The organism is Paratissierella segnis, assembly GCF_014385195.1.
GTDB classification, from domain to species: Bacteria; Bacillota; Clostridia; order Tissierellales; family Tissierellaceae; genus Paratissierella; species Paratissierella segnis.
The window spans coordinates 24,330-45,380 of record NZ_JACRTG010000007.1; the positions used below are offsets into that span (position 1 = coordinate 24,330).

The 21,051-nt window shown below is 32.9% G+C and carries 17 protein-coding genes and 1 other annotated feature; of the genes, 12 read left to right on the forward strand and 5 right to left on the reverse strand.

The window, feature by feature from the left end; translation table 11 throughout:
- Positions 1–196: 196 nt before the first annotated feature.
- Positions 197–1,123 (forward strand): copper amine oxidase N-terminal domain-containing protein, encoded by a 927-nt coding sequence (locus H8707_RS02260; protein WP_262428528.1) that lies wholly within the window; start codon positions 197–199, stop codon positions 1,121–1,123.
- A 48-nt stretch (positions 1,124–1,171) separates the two neighbouring features.
- Here H8707_RS02260 and H8707_RS02265 read toward each other — a convergent pair whose 3' ends face one another.
- Positions 1,172–2,968, reverse strand: coding sequence for an acyltransferase family protein (locus H8707_RS02265; RefSeq protein WP_262428529.1), 1,797 nt, complete (start codon positions 2,966–2,968; stop codon positions 1,172–1,174).
- A gap of 487 nt (positions 2,969–3,455) precedes the next feature.
- Here H8707_RS02265 and H8707_RS02270 point away from each other — a divergent pair, with 487 nt between their 5' ends.
- The 7 genes from H8707_RS02270 to H8707_RS02300 all read left to right on the forward strand — a co-directional run bounded on the left by H8707_RS02270 (position 3,456) and on the right by H8707_RS02300 (position 10,501).
- Positions 3,456–3,956, forward strand: coding sequence for a PTS system mannose/fructose/N-acetylgalactosamine-transporter subunit IIB (locus tag H8707_RS02270; RefSeq protein ID WP_262428530.1), 501 nt, complete (start codon positions 3,456–3,458; stop codon positions 3,954–3,956).
- Between the two features lie 209 nt (positions 3,957–4,165).
- Positions 4,166–5,017, forward strand: a complete 852-nt coding sequence (locus H8707_RS02275; RefSeq protein ID WP_262428531.1) for a class II fructose-bisphosphate aldolase — start codon at positions 4,166–4,168, stop codon at positions 5,015–5,017.
- Between the two features lie 30 nt (positions 5,018–5,047).
- Complete coding sequence (locus tag H8707_RS02280; RefSeq protein ID WP_262428532.1) at positions 5,048–6,112, forward strand: zinc-dependent alcohol dehydrogenase; 1,065 nt, start codon at positions 5,048–5,050, stop codon at positions 6,110–6,112.
- Between the two features lie 14 nt (positions 6,113–6,126).
- Positions 6,127–6,564 (forward strand): PTS sugar transporter subunit IIA, encoded by a 438-nt coding sequence (locus H8707_RS02285; protein WP_262428533.1) that lies wholly within the window; start codon positions 6,127–6,129, stop codon positions 6,562–6,564.
- A gap of 47 nt (positions 6,565–6,611) precedes the next feature.
- Positions 6,612–8,216, forward strand: coding sequence for a PTS system mannose/fructose/sorbose family transporter subunit IID (locus H8707_RS02290; RefSeq protein WP_262428534.1), 1,605 nt, complete (start codon positions 6,612–6,614; stop codon positions 8,214–8,216).
- Between the two features lie 33 nt (positions 8,217–8,249).
- The gene (locus tag H8707_RS02295; RefSeq protein ID WP_262428535.1) at positions 8,250–9,224 is read left to right on the forward strand and encodes a D-2-hydroxyacid dehydrogenase; all 975 of its coding nucleotides are present in this window, start codon (positions 8,250–8,252) and stop codon (positions 9,222–9,224) included.
- A gap of 464 nt (positions 9,225–9,688) precedes the next feature.
- On the forward strand, positions 9,689–10,501 hold the full coding sequence (locus tag H8707_RS02300; RefSeq protein WP_262428536.1) for a MurR/RpiR family transcriptional regulator: 813 nt from the start codon (positions 9,689–9,691) through the stop codon (positions 10,499–10,501).
- 96 nt (positions 10,502–10,597) lie between these two features.
- Here the strand turns inward: H8707_RS02300 and H8707_RS02305 are convergent, their stop codons facing one another.
- The 3 genes from H8707_RS02305 to H8707_RS02315 all read right to left on the reverse strand — a co-directional run bounded on the left by H8707_RS02305 (position 10,598) and on the right by H8707_RS02315 (position 15,757).
- Positions 10,598–12,361 carry an ABC transporter ATP-binding protein gene (locus tag H8707_RS02305; RefSeq protein WP_262428537.1) on the reverse strand — a complete coding sequence of 588 codons (1,764 nt, stop codon included), beginning with the start codon at positions 12,359–12,361 and terminating at the stop codon, positions 10,598–10,600.
- Between the two features lie 5 nt (positions 12,362–12,366).
- Positions 12,367–14,118, reverse strand: coding sequence for an ABC transporter ATP-binding protein (locus H8707_RS02310; RefSeq protein WP_262428538.1), 1,752 nt, complete (start codon positions 14,116–14,118; stop codon positions 12,367–12,369).
- 193 nt (positions 14,119–14,311) lie between these two features.
- Positions 14,312–15,757 carry a DUF342 domain-containing protein gene (locus H8707_RS02315; protein WP_262428539.1) on the reverse strand — a complete coding sequence of 482 codons (1,446 nt, stop codon included), beginning with the start codon at positions 15,755–15,757 and terminating at the stop codon, positions 14,312–14,314.
- A gap of 263 nt (positions 15,758–16,020) precedes the next feature.
- Between H8707_RS02315 and H8707_RS02320 the strand changes: the two genes are divergently transcribed.
- Positions 16,021–16,680: an N-acetylmuramoyl-L-alanine amidase family protein gene (locus H8707_RS02320; protein WP_262428540.1), complete on the forward strand. Its 660-nt coding sequence runs from the start codon at positions 16,021–16,023 to the stop codon at positions 16,678–16,680.
- 73 nt (positions 16,681–16,753) lie between these two features.
- On the opposite strand, the gene H8707_RS02325 is transcribed toward H8707_RS02320, so the two are convergent.
- Positions 16,754–17,809, reverse strand: a complete 1,056-nt coding sequence (locus tag H8707_RS02325; RefSeq protein WP_262428541.1) for an ornithine cyclodeaminase — start codon at positions 17,807–17,809, stop codon at positions 16,754–16,756.
- Positions 17,810–17,855: 46 nt separating this feature from the next.
- Positions 17,856–18,092: a binding site (T-box leader), on the reverse strand.
- Positions 18,093–18,338: 246 nt separating this feature from the next.
- On the opposite strand from H8707_RS02325, the gene H8707_RS02330 reads away from it, so the two are divergent.
- Genes H8707_RS02330 through feoB form a run of 3 tightly spaced genes read left to right on the forward strand, consistent with a single transcriptional unit; the run spans position 18,339 to position 21,043 of the window.
- Positions 18,339–18,515 (forward strand): FeoA family protein, encoded by a 177-nt coding sequence (locus H8707_RS02330; protein WP_394354625.1) that lies wholly within the window; start codon positions 18,339–18,341, stop codon positions 18,513–18,515.
- Positions 18,516–18,537: 22 nt separating this feature from the next.
- The gene (locus H8707_RS02335) at positions 18,538–18,762 is read left to right on the forward strand and encodes a FeoA family protein (protein WP_262428543.1); all 225 of its coding nucleotides are present in this window, start codon (positions 18,538–18,540) and stop codon (positions 18,760–18,762) included.
- 49 nt (positions 18,763–18,811) lie between these two features.
- The gene (feoB, locus tag H8707_RS02340; protein ID WP_262428544.1) at positions 18,812–21,043 is read left to right on the forward strand and encodes a ferrous iron transport protein B; all 2,232 of its coding nucleotides are present in this window, start codon (positions 18,812–18,814) and stop codon (positions 21,041–21,043) included.
- Positions 21,044–21,051: the final 8 nt, after the last annotated feature.

The following is a 21,051-nucleotide window of genomic DNA, read 5'->3' on the forward strand; positions in this document are numbered from 1 at the left end:
GTAAACATTTGAAGTCTTTGGTATAGCATACCTTTATTATGTAAAATGCGAATAATTTCTAATTTTTGTAACCTTTATTTAACTATATTGTAACAAATCAAACTCAAAGGCGGGTATATACTAATAATAGCAAATGAATTAGTTTTAGAGTAAAAATTATTGAATTTGTCAAATTTAAATGAGGAGGAGAAGTTATATGATTAAATCAAAGATTAAAAATATAATTGTATTAGGTATATGTTTTGCAGCATTGGCATCAACGGCATCGCTTGGTGCGGAAGATATAAAAACTATTAAAGAAAAATCTATAGTACCAATAACTTATCACGAAAATCAAATTACCAAAGAAGATAAAAATGTTGCAATTCAAATAGATGATCAATGGATAAAATTAAAGGCAGAACCATTCATTGAAAAAGGTCATACATTGATGCCCATCTTTGAAGTTGCAGATGCGTTAGATGTTGAGGTGGAATGGGATGATAAAAAAGGAATCCTCAAAATCAATACTTTGAATACTACAATTGAATTGGATATTAATAAGGATATTGCAAAGATTATAAAAAATACAGAGGGAACGCCAGAGGAAGGGACGATAAGATTAGATGTAAAACCTAAAATTGTGGATGACGATATATTCGTTCCCGGTCGTTTTATTGCAGAAACCTTAGGAGATGATGTTGATTGGGATAACTCATTAAGAGCTATGATCATTCGAACTAAATCAATTGTATATATAAACAGTAAATATAATTTTGAATTTAAATTACCTGAGAGCTGGAAAGGTTATACAATTGTAAATGATGAATGGCTAGGTAATTATATGAATCAATCACAAGATGATGATCATGAAATTGGTCCTATGATTTCTATAAGATATCCTCAATGGACTGCAGAAAATCCACGACAAGATATACCAATAATGGTATTTACAATTGATCAATGGAATTTAGTTCAAAATGAGAAACTAGGCGTTGGAGCAGCACCTATTCCACCAAAAGAACTTGGCCGTAATAATAAATATGTCTTTGCACTACCTGCACGATATAATTTCAGCTTCTTATTAGGATATGAAGAAGTGGAGGACATATTGGAGAATGAGCCATTAAAACCAATAGAATAAATCTATAAATTCCAAAGAAGTTTTTTATATAAGGTGTCCATTTTTTAGTCACATTTTCAAGCTCTCACTAATAAGATTTTCGAAGGATTTGACTCCTTCAGTGTTCAAATGGACACCATCTTGTTCAAAGTATTCGGGATGCTTAGAGGCTATAGAATGCCAGTCAATCAGTGTTATATTTTCTCGTTCTTCAGCTTTTTTACTTAAACTTTCGTTGACTTTGCTTTCCCAGGATCGTGGCACTCGAACATTTATCAAAAATATATGTGATTTTGAGAAAGAATCAAGCAATCCATCAATTTGTTTGTTTGTAAAGTAGCCATTTGATCCTAATTCAATGATAACTGCTTTATCAGAATCATTAAATTCAGTGTATTTACCAGCTAAAGTAGTTCCTTCAGACATTTGCCTTCCAATTTCGCCATCAATTGTTATATTTTCATATTTTCCATTAAGGCTTGGAGCGACATCCAATATAATTGAATCTCCGATGGCCAATATATCCTTATAACCACTACTTTCTATAGGCAGATTTTCTTTATCATCTTCAATAGGCACTTGAGTATCCTTCGTCTCTTCATTGAGGCTATTATCATTATTTTTGTCCTCAGTATTTTGATCTGGTTTTTCCGCATTTATTGGTTTTATTTTTGGTGTATTAATAGTACCTACTACAAGGCATATAATCACTAAAAGTGACAATATAGCTGCAGCTATTTTTGCTGAGTCTAAGTGATTCCAATATTTCCATAGATCATGTCTTCGTATTGGAAGTTCTATGAAGCGATATGAAAATTCCGCGACAATACATGTAATAATCAATTGAATTAAGACACGTAAGTATGACGGATTGCCTATCTCATAAATAGGGGTACTCAAGACCATAATAGGATAATGCCATAGGTATATTTCATAAGATCTTGTCCCAATCCAGCGTAGAGGTTTCCATGAAAATAATGAGCCCAAAATTCCCTGAGGGTGGCAAACACATGCTATGAGTAATGCTGTGTTTAAACTAAATAAAAATAATCCACCTCTATATAAAAATGAATTATATTCATCCATAAACACAACGCTAAATATGAAGATAGAAAAAGAGATAATGCTTACGAGATTTAGCTTATCTTTTTGCTTTATAGAAATTTTCCCAGACAGAAATTTTGTATCTGCTAGGACAATTGCCAAAAAACTTCCTATCAATAATTCAAAGGCACGAGTATCTGTACCATAATATACACGGCTTGGATCTGTGCTCGGATTATAAATCATACACATTAAAGCTGCTGAAATCAAAGCTCCATTAAAAACTAAACGTGAAAGTTTATGAGTATTTTTAGTTGCCTTAAGCCCTATTATAAGTATAAGTGGCCATAAAATATAGAATTGTTCCTGGGCTGCCAAAAACCACATATGTTTAAAAGGGGATGGTGAACCGAAGCTATCAAAGTAAGAAACTTTGTGAAAAACAAACCACCAGTTAGCAGTATATGTAATAGAAGAGATAATATCTCCCAAGAGATTTGTCGAAAGATTATGGTTTAAAAAAGCTATCCATAATACAATGACTATAGTCATTAAAAAAACAGATGGGAATATTCTTAAAAAGCGATTCTTCCAAAAAGCTTTTATCTTAAAATTGTCTTGTGTTAACAAGATTTTAGAGGTAACTAAATAACCGGATAAGACAAAAAATACATCAACTCCTAAAAAGCCGCCTTTAGCCCAATTGAATGTGAAGTGATAAAAAATCACAGATAAAATTGCAAAGGCACGAAGTCCATCTAATCCAGTTATGTAGCGACGATTGTGTAAAGTGTTCAATATAATGATCTCCTCTATTTTCATAATATTAATTATTCTAAATTAAGTATATCAGCCAGTTGATTGAAAATAGTTTCAAATAAGTTATATTAATATTACAATACAGTTACATATTGTTTTTTCTATTTAACATTGTATTGGTTTTACACAATGAAAATGATAGAATGACTTGGATAAAATTAAGTCAATAGGAGTAACAAAATAAGCAAATAATAGCTTATGCCATATCAAAAAAAGCCAGTATTCGATTGAATATTATCGTAAGTGTTTACAGTTACTATAACAATATAGATTTGTTATCGGAAAATTTGTGCCATTCCTAAAGACATTGAGTCTCTAATGAATAGTACTATATTTTCAAAAATTGAAAAGATTTTACCTTATTAAAAATTATAACATATCTTGCAATCGTTTTTACAAATTCTTGTGTTATAATACTAATTGAAAAAGATAACTTGTATCTTGGAATCAAAATTATCGTCAAATAAATTGTAAAAGGAGAATATAAATTATGGCCGATTTATCATTAGTTCGTATTGATAGTAGATTAATCCATGGGCAGGTACTTATAATGTGGACAAAAATGTTTCCGTCTAAAAAAATTATTATCGTTGATGATGAAATAGCTAATGACAAATTTATGTTTCAAGTATTTAAATTAGCGTCTCCGCCAAAAATAAAGCTAGAAATTTTCACAACAGATGATGCTGCAAAAAAATGGAAAGAAAACAAATTTGGGTCATTAGGACCGGTTTTTGTCTTATTTAAGAATGTTCCTGTTATGTATGAGGCATATAAAAAGGGATTTGAGTTTGACAAATTGCAACTAGGGGGAATAGGTGGAGGCGAAGGTAGAATTCCAGTGACCGGAAATATTAATTTAGACGAAAGCGATGCTAAGATGCTAGAAGAATTACATAAAATAGGACTTGATATTTCTTTTCAGGTTACTCCTGATACAAGTAAAAAAGATTGGTCTTCAATTAAAGATAAGTTTTTTCCTAATGTGTAATAAAATAAAAGTTATGATAAAAACACCAAAAATGGTGTTTTTTTTAATATAGAAAAACAAATATAAATGCTGATTTCCATTTTTTTAATATATTTTCATCTTTTGAAAATTAACTTGGAAAGTGTAAAAGGTTTCAATATGCGATAGGTACATTAAATATAAATTATGCTATTATTGGTTTACAAAACAAATCAAAAGGAGGAAATTTTATGTTAATTACAATGGGAGAAATGCTTATAGAAGCAAAGAAAAAAAATTATGCCATACCAGCTCCAAATGTTTGGGATGAATTTTCAATTAGAGCTGCCATAGAAGCAGGAGAAGAATGTGACAGTCCTGTAATTTTAGATGGCTCTTATGAAGAAAGCAAAGGAGATAAAGCTCCTCAAATCATGTATGAACAAATGCTTTATGCAATTCCTATGGCAAAAGCGGCTAAGGTACCTGTTGCTATAAATTTAGATCATGGTAAAACATTTAAACAAGCAATGATAGCAATTAAAGCAGGATACACATCAGTGATGATAGATTGTAGTAGTTGTCCGTTTGAAGAAAATGTTGAAAAGGTTAAGCAAGTAGTTGATGCAGCTCATGCAGTTGGTGTAAGTGTCGAAGCAGAACTTGGACATGTAGGAAGAGGAACAAATTATGCTGTAGATGGGAAAGCCAATTTAACACGGCCGGAGGAAGCTATTAAATACGTTGAATTCACAGGTGTTGACTGCTTGGCGGTTGCAGTAGGAACAGCACACGGGCCATATATAGGCACACCTCATATAGATTTTGAACGTCTTGAAGAAATTAGAAATGCAGTAGATATACCCTTGGTAATGCATGGTGGTTCGGGTACGGGTGATGTAAATCTTAGCAAGGCTGCAAGAAGTGGAATCAACAAGGTGAATTTATATACAGATTTAGTAACAGCCGGAATGAATGAGTTAAGAAAATTTGATTTGGGAAATGAATATGATTTTAGCAAAGCTGTTAAAGTTGCATTTGAAGGATATAAATCAAAGATTAAATTCTATATGGATCTATTGGGATCATCCAATAACGCATAATTTACAGAAAAAGAATAAGGAGGCAAAAAAATGGCGGGTAAGGAAATCGTTTTTGGGGCAATAATGGATATGCATAAAACTGAATTGCATAAAGTAGTACTTCCTGAATTAGCACCTGATGAAATATTGCTGAAAATGGAAAAAATTAACCTATGTACTACCGATTATCAACATTGGATGGGTTTAAGAAATCACTATGGGTTTCCAAAAGCTGATGGGCATGAATATTCAGGTATAATAATAGAAAAAGGTTCAGATGTCGGGGATAATCTTCAAATAGGGGACAGAGTTTCTGGAGGGTATAAGGGGTGCGGGTATTGCATTCCATGTAGAGAAGGTTTCCCTAATGAGTGTATAAACAAGGATTCTGTTTCTACGAGATACGCAATAGAATTTAAAGGTGGAAAAGCTTTTGCAAATTACAAAATTCTTTCTGCGAAAGAAGCGGTTAAAGTTTCCAAAGATATCCCTGCAGAGGAAGCAGGCTTTCTGGAACCTGTTTCCACAGCAGTTGAATGTGCGTTTAGAGCTAAAATTAAACCTACTGAGGATGTTGTGATTATCGGTGCAGGTACAATGGGAATCGTAAATGCTCAAGTTGCTCACGCTTTTGGTGCAAGAGTAATAATTAGTGATATTTCAGATAAGAAAGTTGAAACGGCAAAAAAAATGGGATTTGCGGAAGTGATTCATTCAAGAAAGACAGATCCTGTAGAAGAAGTAAAAAGGTTAACCAATGGTAAGGGAGCAGATGTTGTTATTGCCGCAGTAGGAAATACTATTGCCTATAAGCAGGGCATGGAAATGCTTAAACATTTTAGAGGAAGATTTATGGTATTTCCTGCAGGATATCCAAAACCTGAGTTGGAAATTGATCCTAATGAGATGCATTACCGAAAAATAGAAATAATCGGTTCCTATGAAGCCAATGATTATGATTACCTGATAGCAAGCAGATTGCTAAGCTATAAGATGATTAATATGAGTTATGCTTTGGAAGGAAAGGCTTTCCCGTTAAAAAACATTAACGACGCATTTGAAGCTGCTTCTATTCCTGATTCTTATAGAGTTACTATCGATTTGCAAGACATATAAGGGGGTAAAATTGTATGCGCAAAATATTTGATGAACAAAACATAAACCCACATGTACCAGGTATAATTATATTAACACATGGCCCCTTAGCTATAAGTTTAGTTGAGTCAGTTGAAATGCTATGTTTAAAGGTTGAAAATCTGGCAGCATTTTCTCTAGATGAAAATGATGCACCTGAATATTATCATGATGAATTTATAAAAGCATTAAATGCTTTTCCTAAGAGTTCAATAGTATTACTGGATTTATTTGGAGGCACTCCATGTAATCAATTAGTTGTTCATATGAAGAAAAATGAGGCAACTTGTTTAGCTTTAACAGGTGTAAATATGCCTATTTTAGTAGAAGCTATTTCTTTGAGAGGGATGTATAAAGGCAACGGACTATTAAAAGAGCTTAAAAAGATTGGAAATGAAGGTATAGTGAATATAAATGAACTGCTACTAGATTAAGAATTATTTTAATTAAAATTAAATAAATTTAATCAAGGAGGGATAAAATGACTTTTTTACAGGCATTATTTATAACTATAATTTATTGGTTAAATAAAGTTGAATTATCAAATTATTTCAGTTGGTGGATGTTTGGCAGAGCTATTACTTGTGGATTTTGGTCAGGATTGATTTTAGGAGATGTAGTAACCGGAGTTATAGCAGGCGGTGTAATTCAGTTAATTTATGCAGGACAGTCAGGAGCAGGAGGGGTTATTCCCAATGATGAAGGAGCAGCGGGTTTATTGGGAAGTGCTGTTGTAATACTATCTGGGATTGAACCCGGTCTTGCAATTTCAATCGCAGTTGCGGTTGGACTATTATTTGCTCAATTGGATATTATTAAGAGAATAATTCATGGTTACTTTGGGAAGCTGGTTGACAAATATGCTGCTGAAGGCAATGTCAAAGGCATTTATAAGGTTGGATTGGGATATACAATGATATTAAAAGCAATATTATTTGGTGTTCCGATGTTTATAGCTACGTATTATGGGACTACAGTAATCGGTAATTTAATGAATTTATTGCCTGAATGGTTGACAAATGCTTTGACAGTTGCAGGTGGAATGCTTCCTGCTATTGGATTTGCAATGATAATTGTCATGATCGGGCGGCTTGACCTAATTCCATTTTTCATTGGAGGGTTTTTATTATCAGGATATACGTCATTAGGAATAATGCCAAAAGTATATATTGCTCTTGCAATAAGCTACTTATATATAATTTTTACAAATAAGAGTAAAGAAGAAGAGGAAGCTTTCGAGGAAGAACTTCAAGAAATTGAACCACCAAAAAGATTATTATCTAGGAAAGACCTGAACATGACCTTAGTAAGATGGTTGTTATTTGTTGAAATTTGTAATAGTTTTGATAAACAACAAGGAGTAGGTTTCTGTATGGCAATGGCTCCGGCTATGAAGAAAATTTATAAAGATGACCCTGAAGAAATGAAGGCCTCTTTGGTGCAGCATGCTGAATTCTACAATACATGTGCATCAATAGGATCTATTATTACAGGGATTGTTCTATCAATGGAAGAACAAAGAGCTCAGGGTTTGCCGATTACAAGAGATGCTATAAGAACTGTTAAGGTTGGATTAATGGGCACACTTGCAGGTATTCATGAGTCTATTATTAATGGTGCTGTTCAACCTTTAATATTATTGACATTTGCAAATATAGCAGCTCAAGGGAAAGTATGGGCTCCGTTTGCTTTTGTTGCTTGTATGTTAATTTCAGTAATGTTTATTGAAAGCTATTTTTCATATAGGGCAGGTTATAAAATGGGGTCAAGTGCAGCGGTAAAATTACTTCAAGGCGGAAAAATGCAGACTGTATTATCATTCTTCTCTGTCCTAGGGATGTTTATGGTTGGATGCTTATGTTTCTCAAGCATATCAATGCCTGTTGCTTTGACAATTGCAACAAGATCAAGCTCAATTGCTCTTCAAAGCATATTTGACATGTTGGCACCTGGAATTCTTCCATTGGTTCTAATTTTATCTCTATATAAATATTATACAAGTGGAGCTAAGAATGCGATGCTGAAAGCAACACTATATGTATTAATTACAGGGTTTGTTTTAGGGGCAATAGGATTCTTAGGATAAGATAAACTATGAAGAAAGGAAGAACATAAAATAATGGAAGAAAGGAAAAAAGTATTAGTTATATTGGATATAAATAAAGAACAAAAAGAAAGAGTAATTGCAGTCGCTCCGAATTATAAGTATAATTTTCATAAATCACTTTCTACAGTAACAAGGGAAATTGTTCAGGAAGCAAATATAATTATTGGAAACCCTTCCAAAGATAGGGTAAGAGGAAGTGAGGCACTTGAATTCCTTCAGCTTTCAAGCGCAGGATCAGAATCATATGTCAAGGAGGGTATTTTAAATAAAGATGTTATTTTAGCAAATGCAACAGGGGCTTATGGTCAGGGGATTTCAGAGTATATGATTTCATTAGTACTTGCTTTGTTTAGAAATTTACATATATATAGAGATAATCAAAGCAAGCATTTATGGCAAGATGCAGGTAATAGTAGATTGGTAAGAGAAAGCACAGTTTTGATTTTGGGACCTGGAGATATAGGTGGTTCATTTGCAAAAAAAATGCATAATCTGGGAGCAAAAACTATCAGTGTAAGAAGGACTATGGGTACAAAACCGGAATATATTGATGAACAATATACGAATGATTCACTTGATAGTTTAATACCTCGTGCTGATGTAATAGCTCTTTCACTTCCTAATACACCAGCTACTACCAATATAATCAACAAAGACAGAATTGCATTAATGAAGAAAAGTGCAATAGTAATAAATGTGGGAAGAGGAAATGCTATTGAAATGGAGGCTTTATATGAAGCTTTAAAGACCAAAAGAATAGCAGGTGCAGGATTAGATGTTTTCCCAGAAGAGCCACTTCCAGTTGATAGTCCTTTATGGGATTTGGATAATCTTATTATTACACCTCATAATAATGGTGGAGAGCCTAAAAGCACAAATACAAAAATTATTGAATTATGTATAAAAAACTATACGGATTACATTAATAAAGGCAAGGTTGCTACAGAAGTAGATTTTAAAACCGGCTATAAAAAATCTATAGTTTAAATACATTTTAGAAAATTAAAAACCATAAGGAAAACTTTTTCTTATGGTTTTTATTGTAAATATAATATGGTGATGTTAATATATAAGTACTGAAACTAAATTAGATTTTTAACATACTACTGAATAATAGAATAATGGCCACAGGATGTCTGACAGGAGAACTTTTATAGATGATTTTAAAACAATGATAACAAAACTAGTATTGTTAGGGTAATTAGTTAATTAGGTAGCATGTAAATATAGTATAACTCAAACATCAGTAAGAAATTGATTAAGAAAAGGTCTGGTAATACTATAAAACTTGAGGTAATCAATTAGAATTAGAAAATAAAATGTAAACTCAAGGAGATGATGATTTTAAAATAAACCTAAATTTTTCTCTAAAGTAATGATATAGATCCATAATTACAAAAGAATGTTATATTTTGGAACATTTAAAATGCTAAATTATATGGAGGTTAATTGTGGAAGAAGTTCTTTATAAATTATTAAATATTGTTAATAATAATTCTAGTGGTGATACTGAATATTCTATAGCAATGGGTTTATTGAAAAATATTGGGGCTATTGGCAAATTATCAATAGAACAAATGGCAGATAAGTGTTACACGAGTACTGCTTCATTAAGCCGTTTTTGTAGAAAACTGGGCTTTAGTAATTATTCCTTATTTAAAAGTTCATTTAATCAAAATCCTTCAGAGTTGCTTATGTCTTCAGATCATAATGTTTATTATAGCCATTTAATGTCAGAGCAAAAAATTATAAACAGAGTAATAGAAAAACAAATTAATATTTTATCTACTTTTAAAGAAGAAATAGACGCAAACTGCATAAGTGAAATAATTGACGAAATTAATAATGCTGAAGCTATTTATTTAATATGTAATAAAGAAGTTCAAGCATCCATTTTTGATTTTCAGTATAAAATGCTTTTAGCAGGTAAATATGTTGAATACAGAAGAAGTGATTGGATTCAATCTTATTCTACAAAACCACATAGTTTAAGAATACAAATTAATATTTTTACTGTTGAAGGGTATAGCAGTATGCACTCAAATATAATAGGGATTGATATTGCGGAGAGAATTAATTCAAAGGATAAAAGGTTAGTAGACCTTAAAGTTATTATAACTGATGAGGTTCCAATAATTACAACAAAAAACAATAGAAATATGGAAGATGGTAAAAATTGTTCTATGATATTGAGTACATTTCTTAAAATTTTAAGTATTGCATATAGTGAAAAATATGTATTAAGTAAAAGAAGTAAGAAATGAGTAAAAAGAAACCGATTTCTTAAAAAACAGCATATTAGCACATGAGTTGTTATTTTTATTTTGAAAGGTTTTATTTATTATGCGTATCACTCCTTATCAAGAAGAATAGTCAAATTGACTGTTGTAAAGATCATAATAAAAACCCTTCTTCTCAAGAAGCCCATTATGTGTACCTTGTTCAATGATTTTTCCGTCTCTCATAACAAGTATCAAGTCCGCATCTTTTATAGTTGATAAGCGATGAGCAATTATAAAAGAGGTTCTGCCTTTCATCATGGTTTCAAAGGCTCTCTGTATTTTTATCTCTGTTCTTGTATCTATTGAAGAAGTAGCTTCATCTAGAATTAGAATTGGTGGCAAACACAGCATAACTCTGGCTATGCATAATAGCTGCTTCTCACCTTGCGATAGGCTTTCGCCATCATCTGAAATGATGGCATCATAACCTTGAGGCATTCTTTTAATCACATTGTGAACATGAGCTAGTTTAGCCGCATTTATTATCTCTTCCTCAGTAGCATCCGGTTTACCCATTATCAGATTATCACGTATTGTTCCTGATTTGAGCCAAGTATCTTGTAATACCATCCCATAGTTAGTTCTTAAACTTTTTCTCTTTATTTCGTAAATATCATGTCCATCTATTGATATACAGCCATTGTCAACTTCATAAAATCGCATTAATAGGTTGATGATTGTTGTTTTTCCGCATCCGGTTGGGCCTACAATGGCAATTCTTTGACCTGGTTTTACTGAGATATTTAAATCTTCAATAAACTTTTTGTTTGGATTATATGAAAAATCAACATGTTTTAAAACAACTTCGCCTTTTATATTATTTAATTCTTTAGCGTCAGGCGAATCAGGGACTTCACTTTTTTCTTCTATTAACTCAAATATACGCTGAGCACAAGCTAATGAGTTTTGAAGTTCAGTAACAACTCCCGAAATTTCATTAAAAGGCTTGGTATATTGATTTGCATAATTTAAAAAGCTAGTTAGGACTCCTACAGTTAAATTACCGTTAATTACGGATAATGCTCCAAATATTCCAACTCCTGTGTAAACTAACCCATTTATAAACCTGGTAGACGGATTGGTTATAGATGAAAAAAATACAGCATTCAGAGAAGCTTTCTCCAATCTTAAATTTATTTCCTCAAAATCCTTTGAAGATTCAGCTTCATGACTAAATGCCTGAACGACCTTCTGATTTCCTATCATTTCATCAATAAAAGCAGTTTGTTCACCTCTTATTTCTGATTGAAGTTTAAACATGCTATAGGTTTTTTTTGCGATAAAACTTGCTGCAAATATGGATATTGGAGTCAAACATACTACTACAAAAGCTATAGGAACACTTTCTTTAAACATAAATATAAGAGTACCTAATATAGTGATAACACCGGTGAAGAATTGAGTAAACCCCATCAAAAGCCCATCGGCAAATTGATCCACATCTGCTATAACCCTACTGACTATCTCCCCGTAAGAATGGCTATCAACGTATTTGAGCGGCAGAGTTTCAATTTTCTCAAAGGCTTCTTTTCTTATGTCACTTATCACATTATAAACGATCCTATTATTGTAAACATTCATAATCCATTGAAATATGGCAGTAGTACCAATAAATATTCCTATGGAGATTAAAACTGATGTAAGTCCATTTATATCAACATTATTTACACCTGCAATGCAATCAATAGCTTTGCCGATAAGGGTAAGTATATAAAGAGATGAGGCTACGGATATTCCTGCAGATATTATGGATAAAAATATGTAAATCCAATATTTTTTTACATATATTAACACTTTAATTAAGGTTGTTTTTTGATTTTTCAATTCTATAACTTTGTCCAATTTATTCACCTTATTTCATTTTCTACTTTAGTATATTGAGAATAGTATATCTCATTATATATTGCACATTTTCCCAATAGCTCTTCATGAGTTCCAATTGCGGTTATCTTGCCATTATCCAAAACAACTATTTTATCGGCTTGCCTTATTGCAGAGGTTCTTTGAGAGACTATGAATACGGTAGGTTTATCTTTCATATTTTTAATAGCGGCTCTCAGCTTGGCATCAGTTGTAAAATCCAAAGCCGATGCACTATCATCTAATATTAGGATTTCAGGTTTTTTAATCAATGCTCTGGCTATTGTCAATCTTTGTTTTTGTCCGCCCGATAAATTTTTCCCGCCTTGCTCGATAAAGCTGTTTATTCCCTTATCTTTTTTCTCAACAAATTCTTTTGCCTGGGAGATGTACAATGCTTCTTCAATATCTTCAATGGAGGCATCTTTTTTACCCCAGTACAAATTATCTTTTATACTTCCTTTAAACAATACGGCTTTCTGCATTACAATCCCTATATTTTTCCTCAGCTCGTCAATGTTATATTCCTTAACACTTTGACCATTTATCAATAAATCTCCTTCTGTAACATCATAAAATCTTGGAATGAGATTTACTAATGAAGATTTTCCGGAGCCGGTTCCTCCTATAATGCCTATTGTTTCACCTTTTTCTACTTTGAGGTTAATATTTGATAAAGCATCTTCTCCTTCATCATAATATTTTAAAGACACGTTTTTAAATTCAATAAAAGATTTCTTAGAATTATCCTGAATAGAAGAAAATTCTTTTTTATTATTACTGTTCTTATCCATCTTTGACTTAATTTCAAGTATACTTTGTATGCGGTTTCCGCTGGCTACAGCCTTTGTTACGGAAATTATCAAGTTTGCCAGCTTAATAAGTTCGATTAATATTTGAGACATATAACTCACCAGCGCTATTACTTCTCCTGTTGTTAAAAGACCTATATTAACCTTTATTGCTCCGGTGTAGAGTAAAATAATAATTGCTGCATTTACTATTATATAGGTAGCCGGGTTCATAAAGGCAAGGATTTTTCCTGCAAATATTTGCAGTTTTTTAAGATGTTCACTGTTTTTGTTAAAATTTTGTATTTCTTCTTCCTCTTTATGAAAAGCACGAATGACACGAGCTCCTATAAGATTTTCTCTAGTACTATTGAGAACATCATCAAGAGCTGCCTGAACTTTTTTATATAAAGGGATACTTATAAGCATAACTCCAAATATTATTAATGAAATGAGCGGGATTGCAATAAGAAAAATAATTGCCGACTTTGTATCAATTGTAAAGGCCATAATCATCGAACCTATAACGATAAAAGGTGAACGCATAAACAATCTTAGCACCAAATTGACACCGGATTGGACTTGATTTATATCGCTTGTTAGTCTTGTTATCATTGTAGATGTTCCTATCTTATCCATCTCCGAAAATCCCAATGACTGAATATGGTCAAATAATTTCTGCCTTATTATAGTTGAAAAGCCAACCGAAGCTTTGGCTGAATAGTATTGAGCTGTAATAGAGCATACTAAACCTATTATTCCGAATGTTATCATAACAGCACACATTTTTATAATATAAGCATTATCTCCATCATTAATTCCCACATCAATAATTAATTTCATTATAATTGGAGTAAATAATTCAAAAGTCGCTTCAAGCATTTTAAATAAGGGAGCTAAAATTGCTTCTTTTTTGTAGCCTTCTAAATAGATTAATAATTTTCTCATTCTGTTCCTTTCTAAATGCATTTATTTCTCATATAGTTAATATTATACTTCATTTTGCAATATATAAAAGGTGCTTTTTGCTCATATTGTGATTAGTAGAAGTAGAAGGGGAAATAAAAAAACTTTCAATAGATCAAGCTGAGAAACATCTCGATGAATTGAAAGCTCTTTTTAAGGCTAATATAAATTTTCATTAAAGCATGCCAACACAAATACCATCTTCCGAATAATAAAGGGATCTACCTGCCAAAGGTTCATCAACCTTCATTTGGAATGGACCTATTTTTACGGTTGTTCCGGGATGTATGGTATCTGAACAAACAACTCGTCCATATCCCTTTGTGTTTATTAATTCCGTTATTTGTGCCAATTCTTTTTTCCCATTTTCAATTGACCTAGCGATTTCTTGATAGCTGTAGACTGCATCGTGTAGCGTCTTCTTTTTTTCAGGCGTTAAGCGATTGGCTGTTTCATATTGACGTAACAAAGAAATTAAAGATTCAAGACTGTGAGCTTTGGACTCCGATTGGGGAAGCTCCTTAATCAGTTCTTGCTGTCTTTTAATTATTGTTGAATCGGTTCCAATCTCAAGATGGGTGTTTACGCCGGCTGCGGATCCTATAATACGTGCTTCTATATTTTCACCCACTAAATATGTTCCGCCAACAATTTTGGATATAGAGCTGGTAGTTTGGAGGGTTTTTCCGCATTTGATATTGCTATTCATAATATAATCGGTTTTTATATTTCCTTTGACAAAAACTCTGCTGTTTTCGATAAATCTGCTGGTTAAATCTCCTTCACAATTCAGATTGCTTCCGATTGCTCCACTTCGTAGAATAATATTTCCTCCTGATATAAGTGTTGCTGAACTAACCCCGCCACGTACTTCGATGTTTCCGGTAGCCTCTACGATAAATCCCGGATGAACTGCACCGCTTACGATAATGTTACCTGCGACTTTTATATTTCCTGTTGAAATATCCACATTTTCTTTAATGAATAATGTTTCGTTTACATTAATTTTCCCGTAATTATAATTAACTTGTCCATCAATTTTCGAAATGATTGCAGTTCCATCTTGGTTTAGTTTCGTGTTTTTACCCAATAATGAAGGCACTGGTTTACCCTTAATACATGAAATTCTTTCGTTTGTTACAGAAATTCCGTCGGTACCTTCTGTAGGCAATGTTATATTACATAGAGTTTGACCTTGTTTAACGTTTTCAACAATTTCTAAATCGTGAAAATCTACAGTACCGTCTTCCCTTTCTTTAGGTTTCAAATCCCTTATTATTTTGAAAAGAATTTCATAGCTCCCATTTATTCCGTTAACCGGTCTAACTCCGCGTGCCACTATGATATTTTTGTCATATATAGGTGATTTACTGATATTATCCAGTATCTTCTCTATTACACCGAATGTCACATTTTTGTTGGAAAGTGCTGTCATCAAGGCTTGAATACTGGGAGGCTTTCCACCGTTTTTAGGAGGTGCAATGTTTATATATGCTTCTAGTCTGTTATTTGATATAAAGACTTTTATTATGGCATCTATAGGTTGAGGGCTTGAATCATCAATAGCTTTTGAATAATTATTGGAATTGTTCATAGCAAATATCTCCTTTTTAAATTTCATAGCTCGACCTTCATTATACCCATTACCTATATCGGCTATCTCTACTAAAAATTTACACTGGGTGGATAAATTAAACCATCAATCTTAGATGATTCTTTAATATTTATTGGTTAAATCAATGGTATAATTTAATATAGGAATATGTTCAAAGGCGGGATTAAATGAAAATATTTCAAAGATGTATAATAAATATGAGGAAGAAATCGCATAAAATATAGCTTGCGAGGTTATGTGATTTTTATCAACATAAGGGGGAACAGATATTGTTTAAAAAAGTTAGACGATTATTATTAGTTTTATTGATAATTTTAGTCGTATTGTTTATTGTAAGAGAAATGCCTTTTAAATCCTCGGAAAATGTAATTGTAATTGATCCGGGGCATGGGGGCAAAGACCCGGGGACTATCGGGTTTAGCGGAAGTCATGAAAAAGACATTAACCTGGAGATTACTAAAAAACTAAAGAAAGAGCTGAAATCAAATGGATATAAGGTAATTTCGACCAGAGATAATGATGAATCGGTAGACAATCTTTTAAGGGCCGAGATAGCAAATCAAAAAAGAGCAAGGGTATTTATTAGTATTCATGGCAATTCCATGGAAGATAACAGTTCTGTAGATGGAATTCAGGTATTATATTATCCGGATAGAGAAAGTACCATAGGCGATTTAAACAACAATGAATTCGCACAGATTATGATGAATTCATTAGTTAACGGAACAGGTGCAACTGATAAGGGGATAATAGAAAGAGAAGATCTGATCGTATTGAATCAGACAAAGATGCCCGCAATAATAATTGAATGTGGTTTTTTATCTAATGGAAATGAAGAGAAACTTTTACTTACAGATGATTATCAAAATAAGATAGTAGATTCAATAATAGACGGACTTAAAAATTATTTCAGCTCTAATATTAAATAGGACTAAAAATATTGATTAGAATGACAAGGCAAGATTTCAATGTAAAATTGACCTTGCCTTATCTAACTGGTTTTCATATGGTAGTAGTGGATGACGTCCCTGTCAACCCTATAAATTTTTTTCTTTCTAAAGTTCTAATTTCATTGACTAACAGATTTACAAATAGCCCTACATCTGTGACTATTCCTGTTGCCTGACTGCTACCTCTGTCACTTAGCTTAGTCACTACTGCTGAATTAATGTCGACACATATCATCTTGCATTTAGCAGCAAGCATATTACCCGCTGCAATACCATGAAGCATTGTGCTGAGAACAAGCACTATTTCAGCGTCTTTTAATATATCACTGTAGGCCTGTTGAGCTTCTATCATGTCAGTGATAGTATCTGGCAGAGGACCGTCATCCCTTAAACTTCCTGCGAGTATAAATGGAATGCCCTTTTTTATACATTCATACATAATCCCCGATTTCAAACAATTTGCTTCGACTGCTTTTTCAATTGAACCGTATTTATATATTTGATTAATTGCCCTCATATGATTTCTATATCCTTTTTCAGTTAATAGCCCGGTTTTGCTGCAAACGCCTAAGGAAGTTTGATATAGACTTTTTTCAATATCATGAACAGCCAAAGCATTTCCGGTTAAAAGGCTTGAAACATAGTTGTGTCTGATTAATTCAGCTAGATATTGATCTCCACCGGTGTGAACTATTACAGGTCCGGCTACTACGGTCAATTTTTTCCCATTATATACTAGGTCATAAGCTAATTTTTTAATTTGCATATCGTTTCTTCTTTCGGATGAAAATTTATTATCCATAAAATTAAATTCCTTTTTCTCATAAGCATTTTCATTTTCATTTACAATTCTAATTCCCGAATCGCCGCAAACGACTTTATCACCTTTTTTTATGTCTCTAAGTTTTTTACAGGAAGCTCCGGTTTTGTCTATTACAATCAAGGCATCCATTCTCTGATTTTTTACCTCAATCCAATTATTATTATAATATACCAAGGTGGTATTGTTTGTTGTAGAATAAAAGTCATCGGGAACATGCTTATCCCTTTTGGCTTCTTTTATTGTTGCATTATAATTATTTTTAAATTCCATAGAATTTAGTATCATAAAATATCTCCTTTCATATAAATCAAATAAAAAACCCCCATCCCAGAAAAGGGACGGAGGTATATCGCGGTGCCACCCAATTTGATTAATCACATAAAATATAAAATATAAAATGTGTTTTAATTAATCCACTTGAAACCAGTAACGTTGGTATACGGTCAAATTTATCATTTGCAACTCAAAGGTTCGGTTCAAAAGAACTTATCTTAGAAGATCTCTCAGTCGGTGAATCTTCCTTCCTGTTAGCCTATTTCCTTCTACTATTCCTTGTCATAGTTAAAATTATATATTTCATACTATTATATGAAATATATTCTTAATTGTCAAATTAAATTTTTCTAATCCAACACTGAATTCTGAATTGTGAATTGATTAATAATAAGATTTTATTAAAATATATTGACTTATTTATCGAGTTAGAGTATGCTTACTAATATAAAGGTAAATGATAACCATTATCAAATAGATTAAATAAAAAGAAGGAGGATGTAAACATGTCACTTACTATGGTCCCTTTGGGAGAAAAAAAATAATTTCAATGTTTAGAGGTAAGGATGAAATGAAACGCCGTCTTCAGGATCTAGAATTTGTAAAAGGGCAGGAAGTACAGGTTTTAGGTGAAAACGCATCAGGGCTGATTTTATTGGTTAAAGGAACAAAGATCGCGCTAAATCGTGGCTTAGCTTCGTTGATAATTGTGGAATAAAATATAATTGGGAGGTGAAATGATGATGACATTAAGAGATTTAAAGCCGGGACAAAAAGGTACAGTTGTATCAATTGGAGAAAAAGGATCTATGAGGAGAAGAATTATGGATATGGGAGTTACCCCAGGTATATCAATAAAAGTTGTTAAGGTTGCACCTTTAGGGGATCCTATAGAAGTAAATATCAGGGGATATGAGTTAAGCCTTAGAAAGGCTGAAGCTGAAAATATAGAAGTGCAATTATGATGTTGTTTTTTAAAAATCATTGTTAAATAAATAATAAAGGAGATATTTTATGGCATATACAATTGCTTTGGCGGGAAACCCGAATAGTGGAAAAACAACACTTTTTAATGAACTCACTGGTGCCAGACAGCATGTTGGAAACTGGCCGGGTGTAACAGTGGATAAAAAAGAAGGAGTTTATAAGAAGAATAAAGAAGTCAATATACTGGATTTACCAGGTACATACTCTCTGTCACCATATTCTGCAGAGGAAGTTATTGCAAGGGATTACATAGTGAAAGATAAACCCGATGTAGTAATTGATATTGTAGACGGCACTAATATTGAGAGGAACTTATATCTTACATTGCAAATTGCAGAAACAAAGATTCCCATGGTTGTGGCAATGAATATGATGGATGAGGTTGAAGGTCAAGGAGATAAGATTGATTGCAGCAAACTATCAAAACTTTTAGGAGTTCCGGTTGTACCAATAGTTGCCAGAACCGGAAAAGGAATAGAAGAATTGATGAATGCGGCAACTGAGGCAGCAAAGAATAAAACATCAGCTAATGATTTGGAAATATTTGATGAAAATATCAGCTCTGCCATTAAGTCTGTATACGAGGTGTTAGAAAGTTCACAAGGCAGCAGTGGTTCGGCAAAAGTAGAAGCTGTTAATCAAGAATTGCAATGGCGAGCTATTAAACTTATTGAGAATGATGAAATAATATTTGATATGTTGTCTGAAAGTGAGAAAATCGAAGTAAGAAAAATTGTTAAGATAGCTGAAGATAGTGGAGATGGAGATCTGGAAGCAAGAATTGCAGATTTGAGATATCAATTCATAGGAAAACTTGTAAAAGATGCGGTCAAAAAGAATAAAAAAATGCATGTGGAAACTAAATCTGATAAGCTGGATAAAATATTGACCAATCGTATCTTGGCATTACCAATCTTTGCAGTTATTATGTACTTACTTTTCGCAATTACTTTTAGTGAAAACTTTTTATTTATAGAAGGACTTTCAAGTCCCGGAGTGTGGCTGGCAGGTTTGGTGGAAGGTTTATGGGCGAGCTTTGGAGGCGTGATAGAAGGATTAATAGGCAATGCCTCTCCTGTATTACAGTCGCTTATTATGGATGGAATAATTGAAGGGTTAGGTGCAATCATTGGATTTATTCCATTAGTTTGGGTGCTTTATATACTGATCTCTTTCCTAGAGGATTGCGGATATATGGCTCGTATTGCTTTTGTAATGGATAGGATATTTCGTAGGTTCGGATTGTCCGGACGTTCATTTATTCCGCTACTGATGGGATTTGGGTGCGGTGTTCCGGCTATAATGGCTACTAGGACTCTCGACACAGAAAAGGATCGTAAAATCACCACAATTTTAACGGGTTTTATGCCTTGTGGTGCAAAACTTCCGATATTTGCAATGTTTGTTTCTACATTTTTTGCAGACAATAATAAAACTTTAGTTACTTATTCTTTATATATGTTAAGTATTTCAGTAGCAATTATTGTATCTCTAATATTAAATAAAGTGGTGTATAAATCTAAAGCATCAAATTTTGTTATGGAGCTTCCGAGATATCGTGTACCAACTTTAAAGAGCATTGGTATACATGCTTGGGAGAAGGTAAAGGGTTTTGCAGTTAAAGCAGGAACAGTAATTTTCATATCTACTATATTGATTTGGGCTTTAAGCAACTTTAACGCTAACTCATTTAATGGAGTAAATGCAGCAAACAATGAAGATGGAAGTATAATATGTGAAATGGATGACAGTTTCCTTGCATCTGTAGGGAATGCAGTAGCACCAGTATTTAGGCCATTAGGGTTTGGCGAGTGGAGACCTACTGTGGGTGTTGCTACAGGTTGGATTGCTAAAGAAATGGTAGTAGTGACTATGGCACAGTTATATGATGATGATGTTAGTCCGGAATATCTGGCAGAATTTTTCTCACAGTATGATGCAGATGAATTAGAGGAATTGGGGTTTGAAGATGGGGTTTATGATGAAGAAGCAGCCTTTGATATCTATTCAGAGGGTATTCTTTGGGAAGGCGAAGATGAAAATGCTCTGCCATCTATGAAAGACGATATAAAATCGAAAGCTGCAGCTTACTCATACATGGTGTTTAACTTATTGTGTATGCCTTGTTTTGCGGCTGTTGGGGCAATGAAGAGAGAATTAAAAACATGGAAAAATACTGGAAAAGCAGTTGCCGTTCAGATGCTTACTGCTTATGTGGTTGCATTTATTGTATATTCAGTTGGAACTTTGATAGCTTAGTGTGTTAG

Bases quoted from the DNA above. Each gene is read 5' to 3' on its own strand.
- H8707_RS02260 (WP_262428528.1), top strand. From the start codon at position 197: ATGATTAAATCAAAGATTAAAAATATAATTGTATTAGGTATATGTTTT.
- H8707_RS02265 (WP_262428529.1), bottom strand. From the start codon at position 2,968: ATGAAAATAGAGGAGATCATTATATTGAACACTTTACACAATCGTCGC.
- H8707_RS02270 (WP_262428530.1), top strand. From the start codon at position 3,456: ATGGCCGATTTATCATTAGTTCGTATTGATAGTAGATTAATCCATGGG.
- H8707_RS02275 (WP_262428531.1), top strand. From the start codon at position 4,166: ATGTTAATTACAATGGGAGAAATGCTTATAGAAGCAAAGAAAAAAAAT.
- H8707_RS02280 (WP_262428532.1), top strand. From the start codon at position 5,048: ATGGCGGGTAAGGAAATCGTTTTTGGGGCAATAATGGATATGCATAAA.
- H8707_RS02285 (WP_262428533.1), top strand. From the start codon at position 6,127: ATGCGCAAAATATTTGATGAACAAAACATAAACCCACATGTACCAGGT.
- H8707_RS02290 (WP_262428534.1), top strand. From the start codon at position 6,612: ATGACTTTTTTACAGGCATTATTTATAACTATAATTTATTGGTTAAAT.
- H8707_RS02295 (WP_262428535.1), top strand. From the start codon at position 8,250: ATGGAAGAAAGGAAAAAAGTATTAGTTATATTGGATATAAATAAAGAA.
- H8707_RS02310 (WP_262428538.1), bottom strand. From the start codon at position 14,118: ATGAGAAAATTATTAATCTATTTAGAAGGCTACAAAAAAGAAGCAATT.
- H8707_RS02315 (WP_262428539.1), bottom strand. From the start codon at position 15,757: ATGAAATTTAAAAAGGAGATATTTGCTATGAACAATTCCAATAATTAT.
- H8707_RS02325 (WP_262428541.1), bottom strand. From the start codon at position 17,809: ATGATACTAAATTCTATGGAATTTAAAAATAATTATAATGCAACAATA.
- H8707_RS02335 (WP_262428543.1), top strand. From the start codon at position 18,538: ATGATGACATTAAGAGATTTAAAGCCGGGACAAAAAGGTACAGTTGTA.
- feoB (WP_262428544.1), top strand. From the start codon at position 18,812: ATGGCATATACAATTGCTTTGGCGGGAAACCCGAATAGTGGAAAAACA.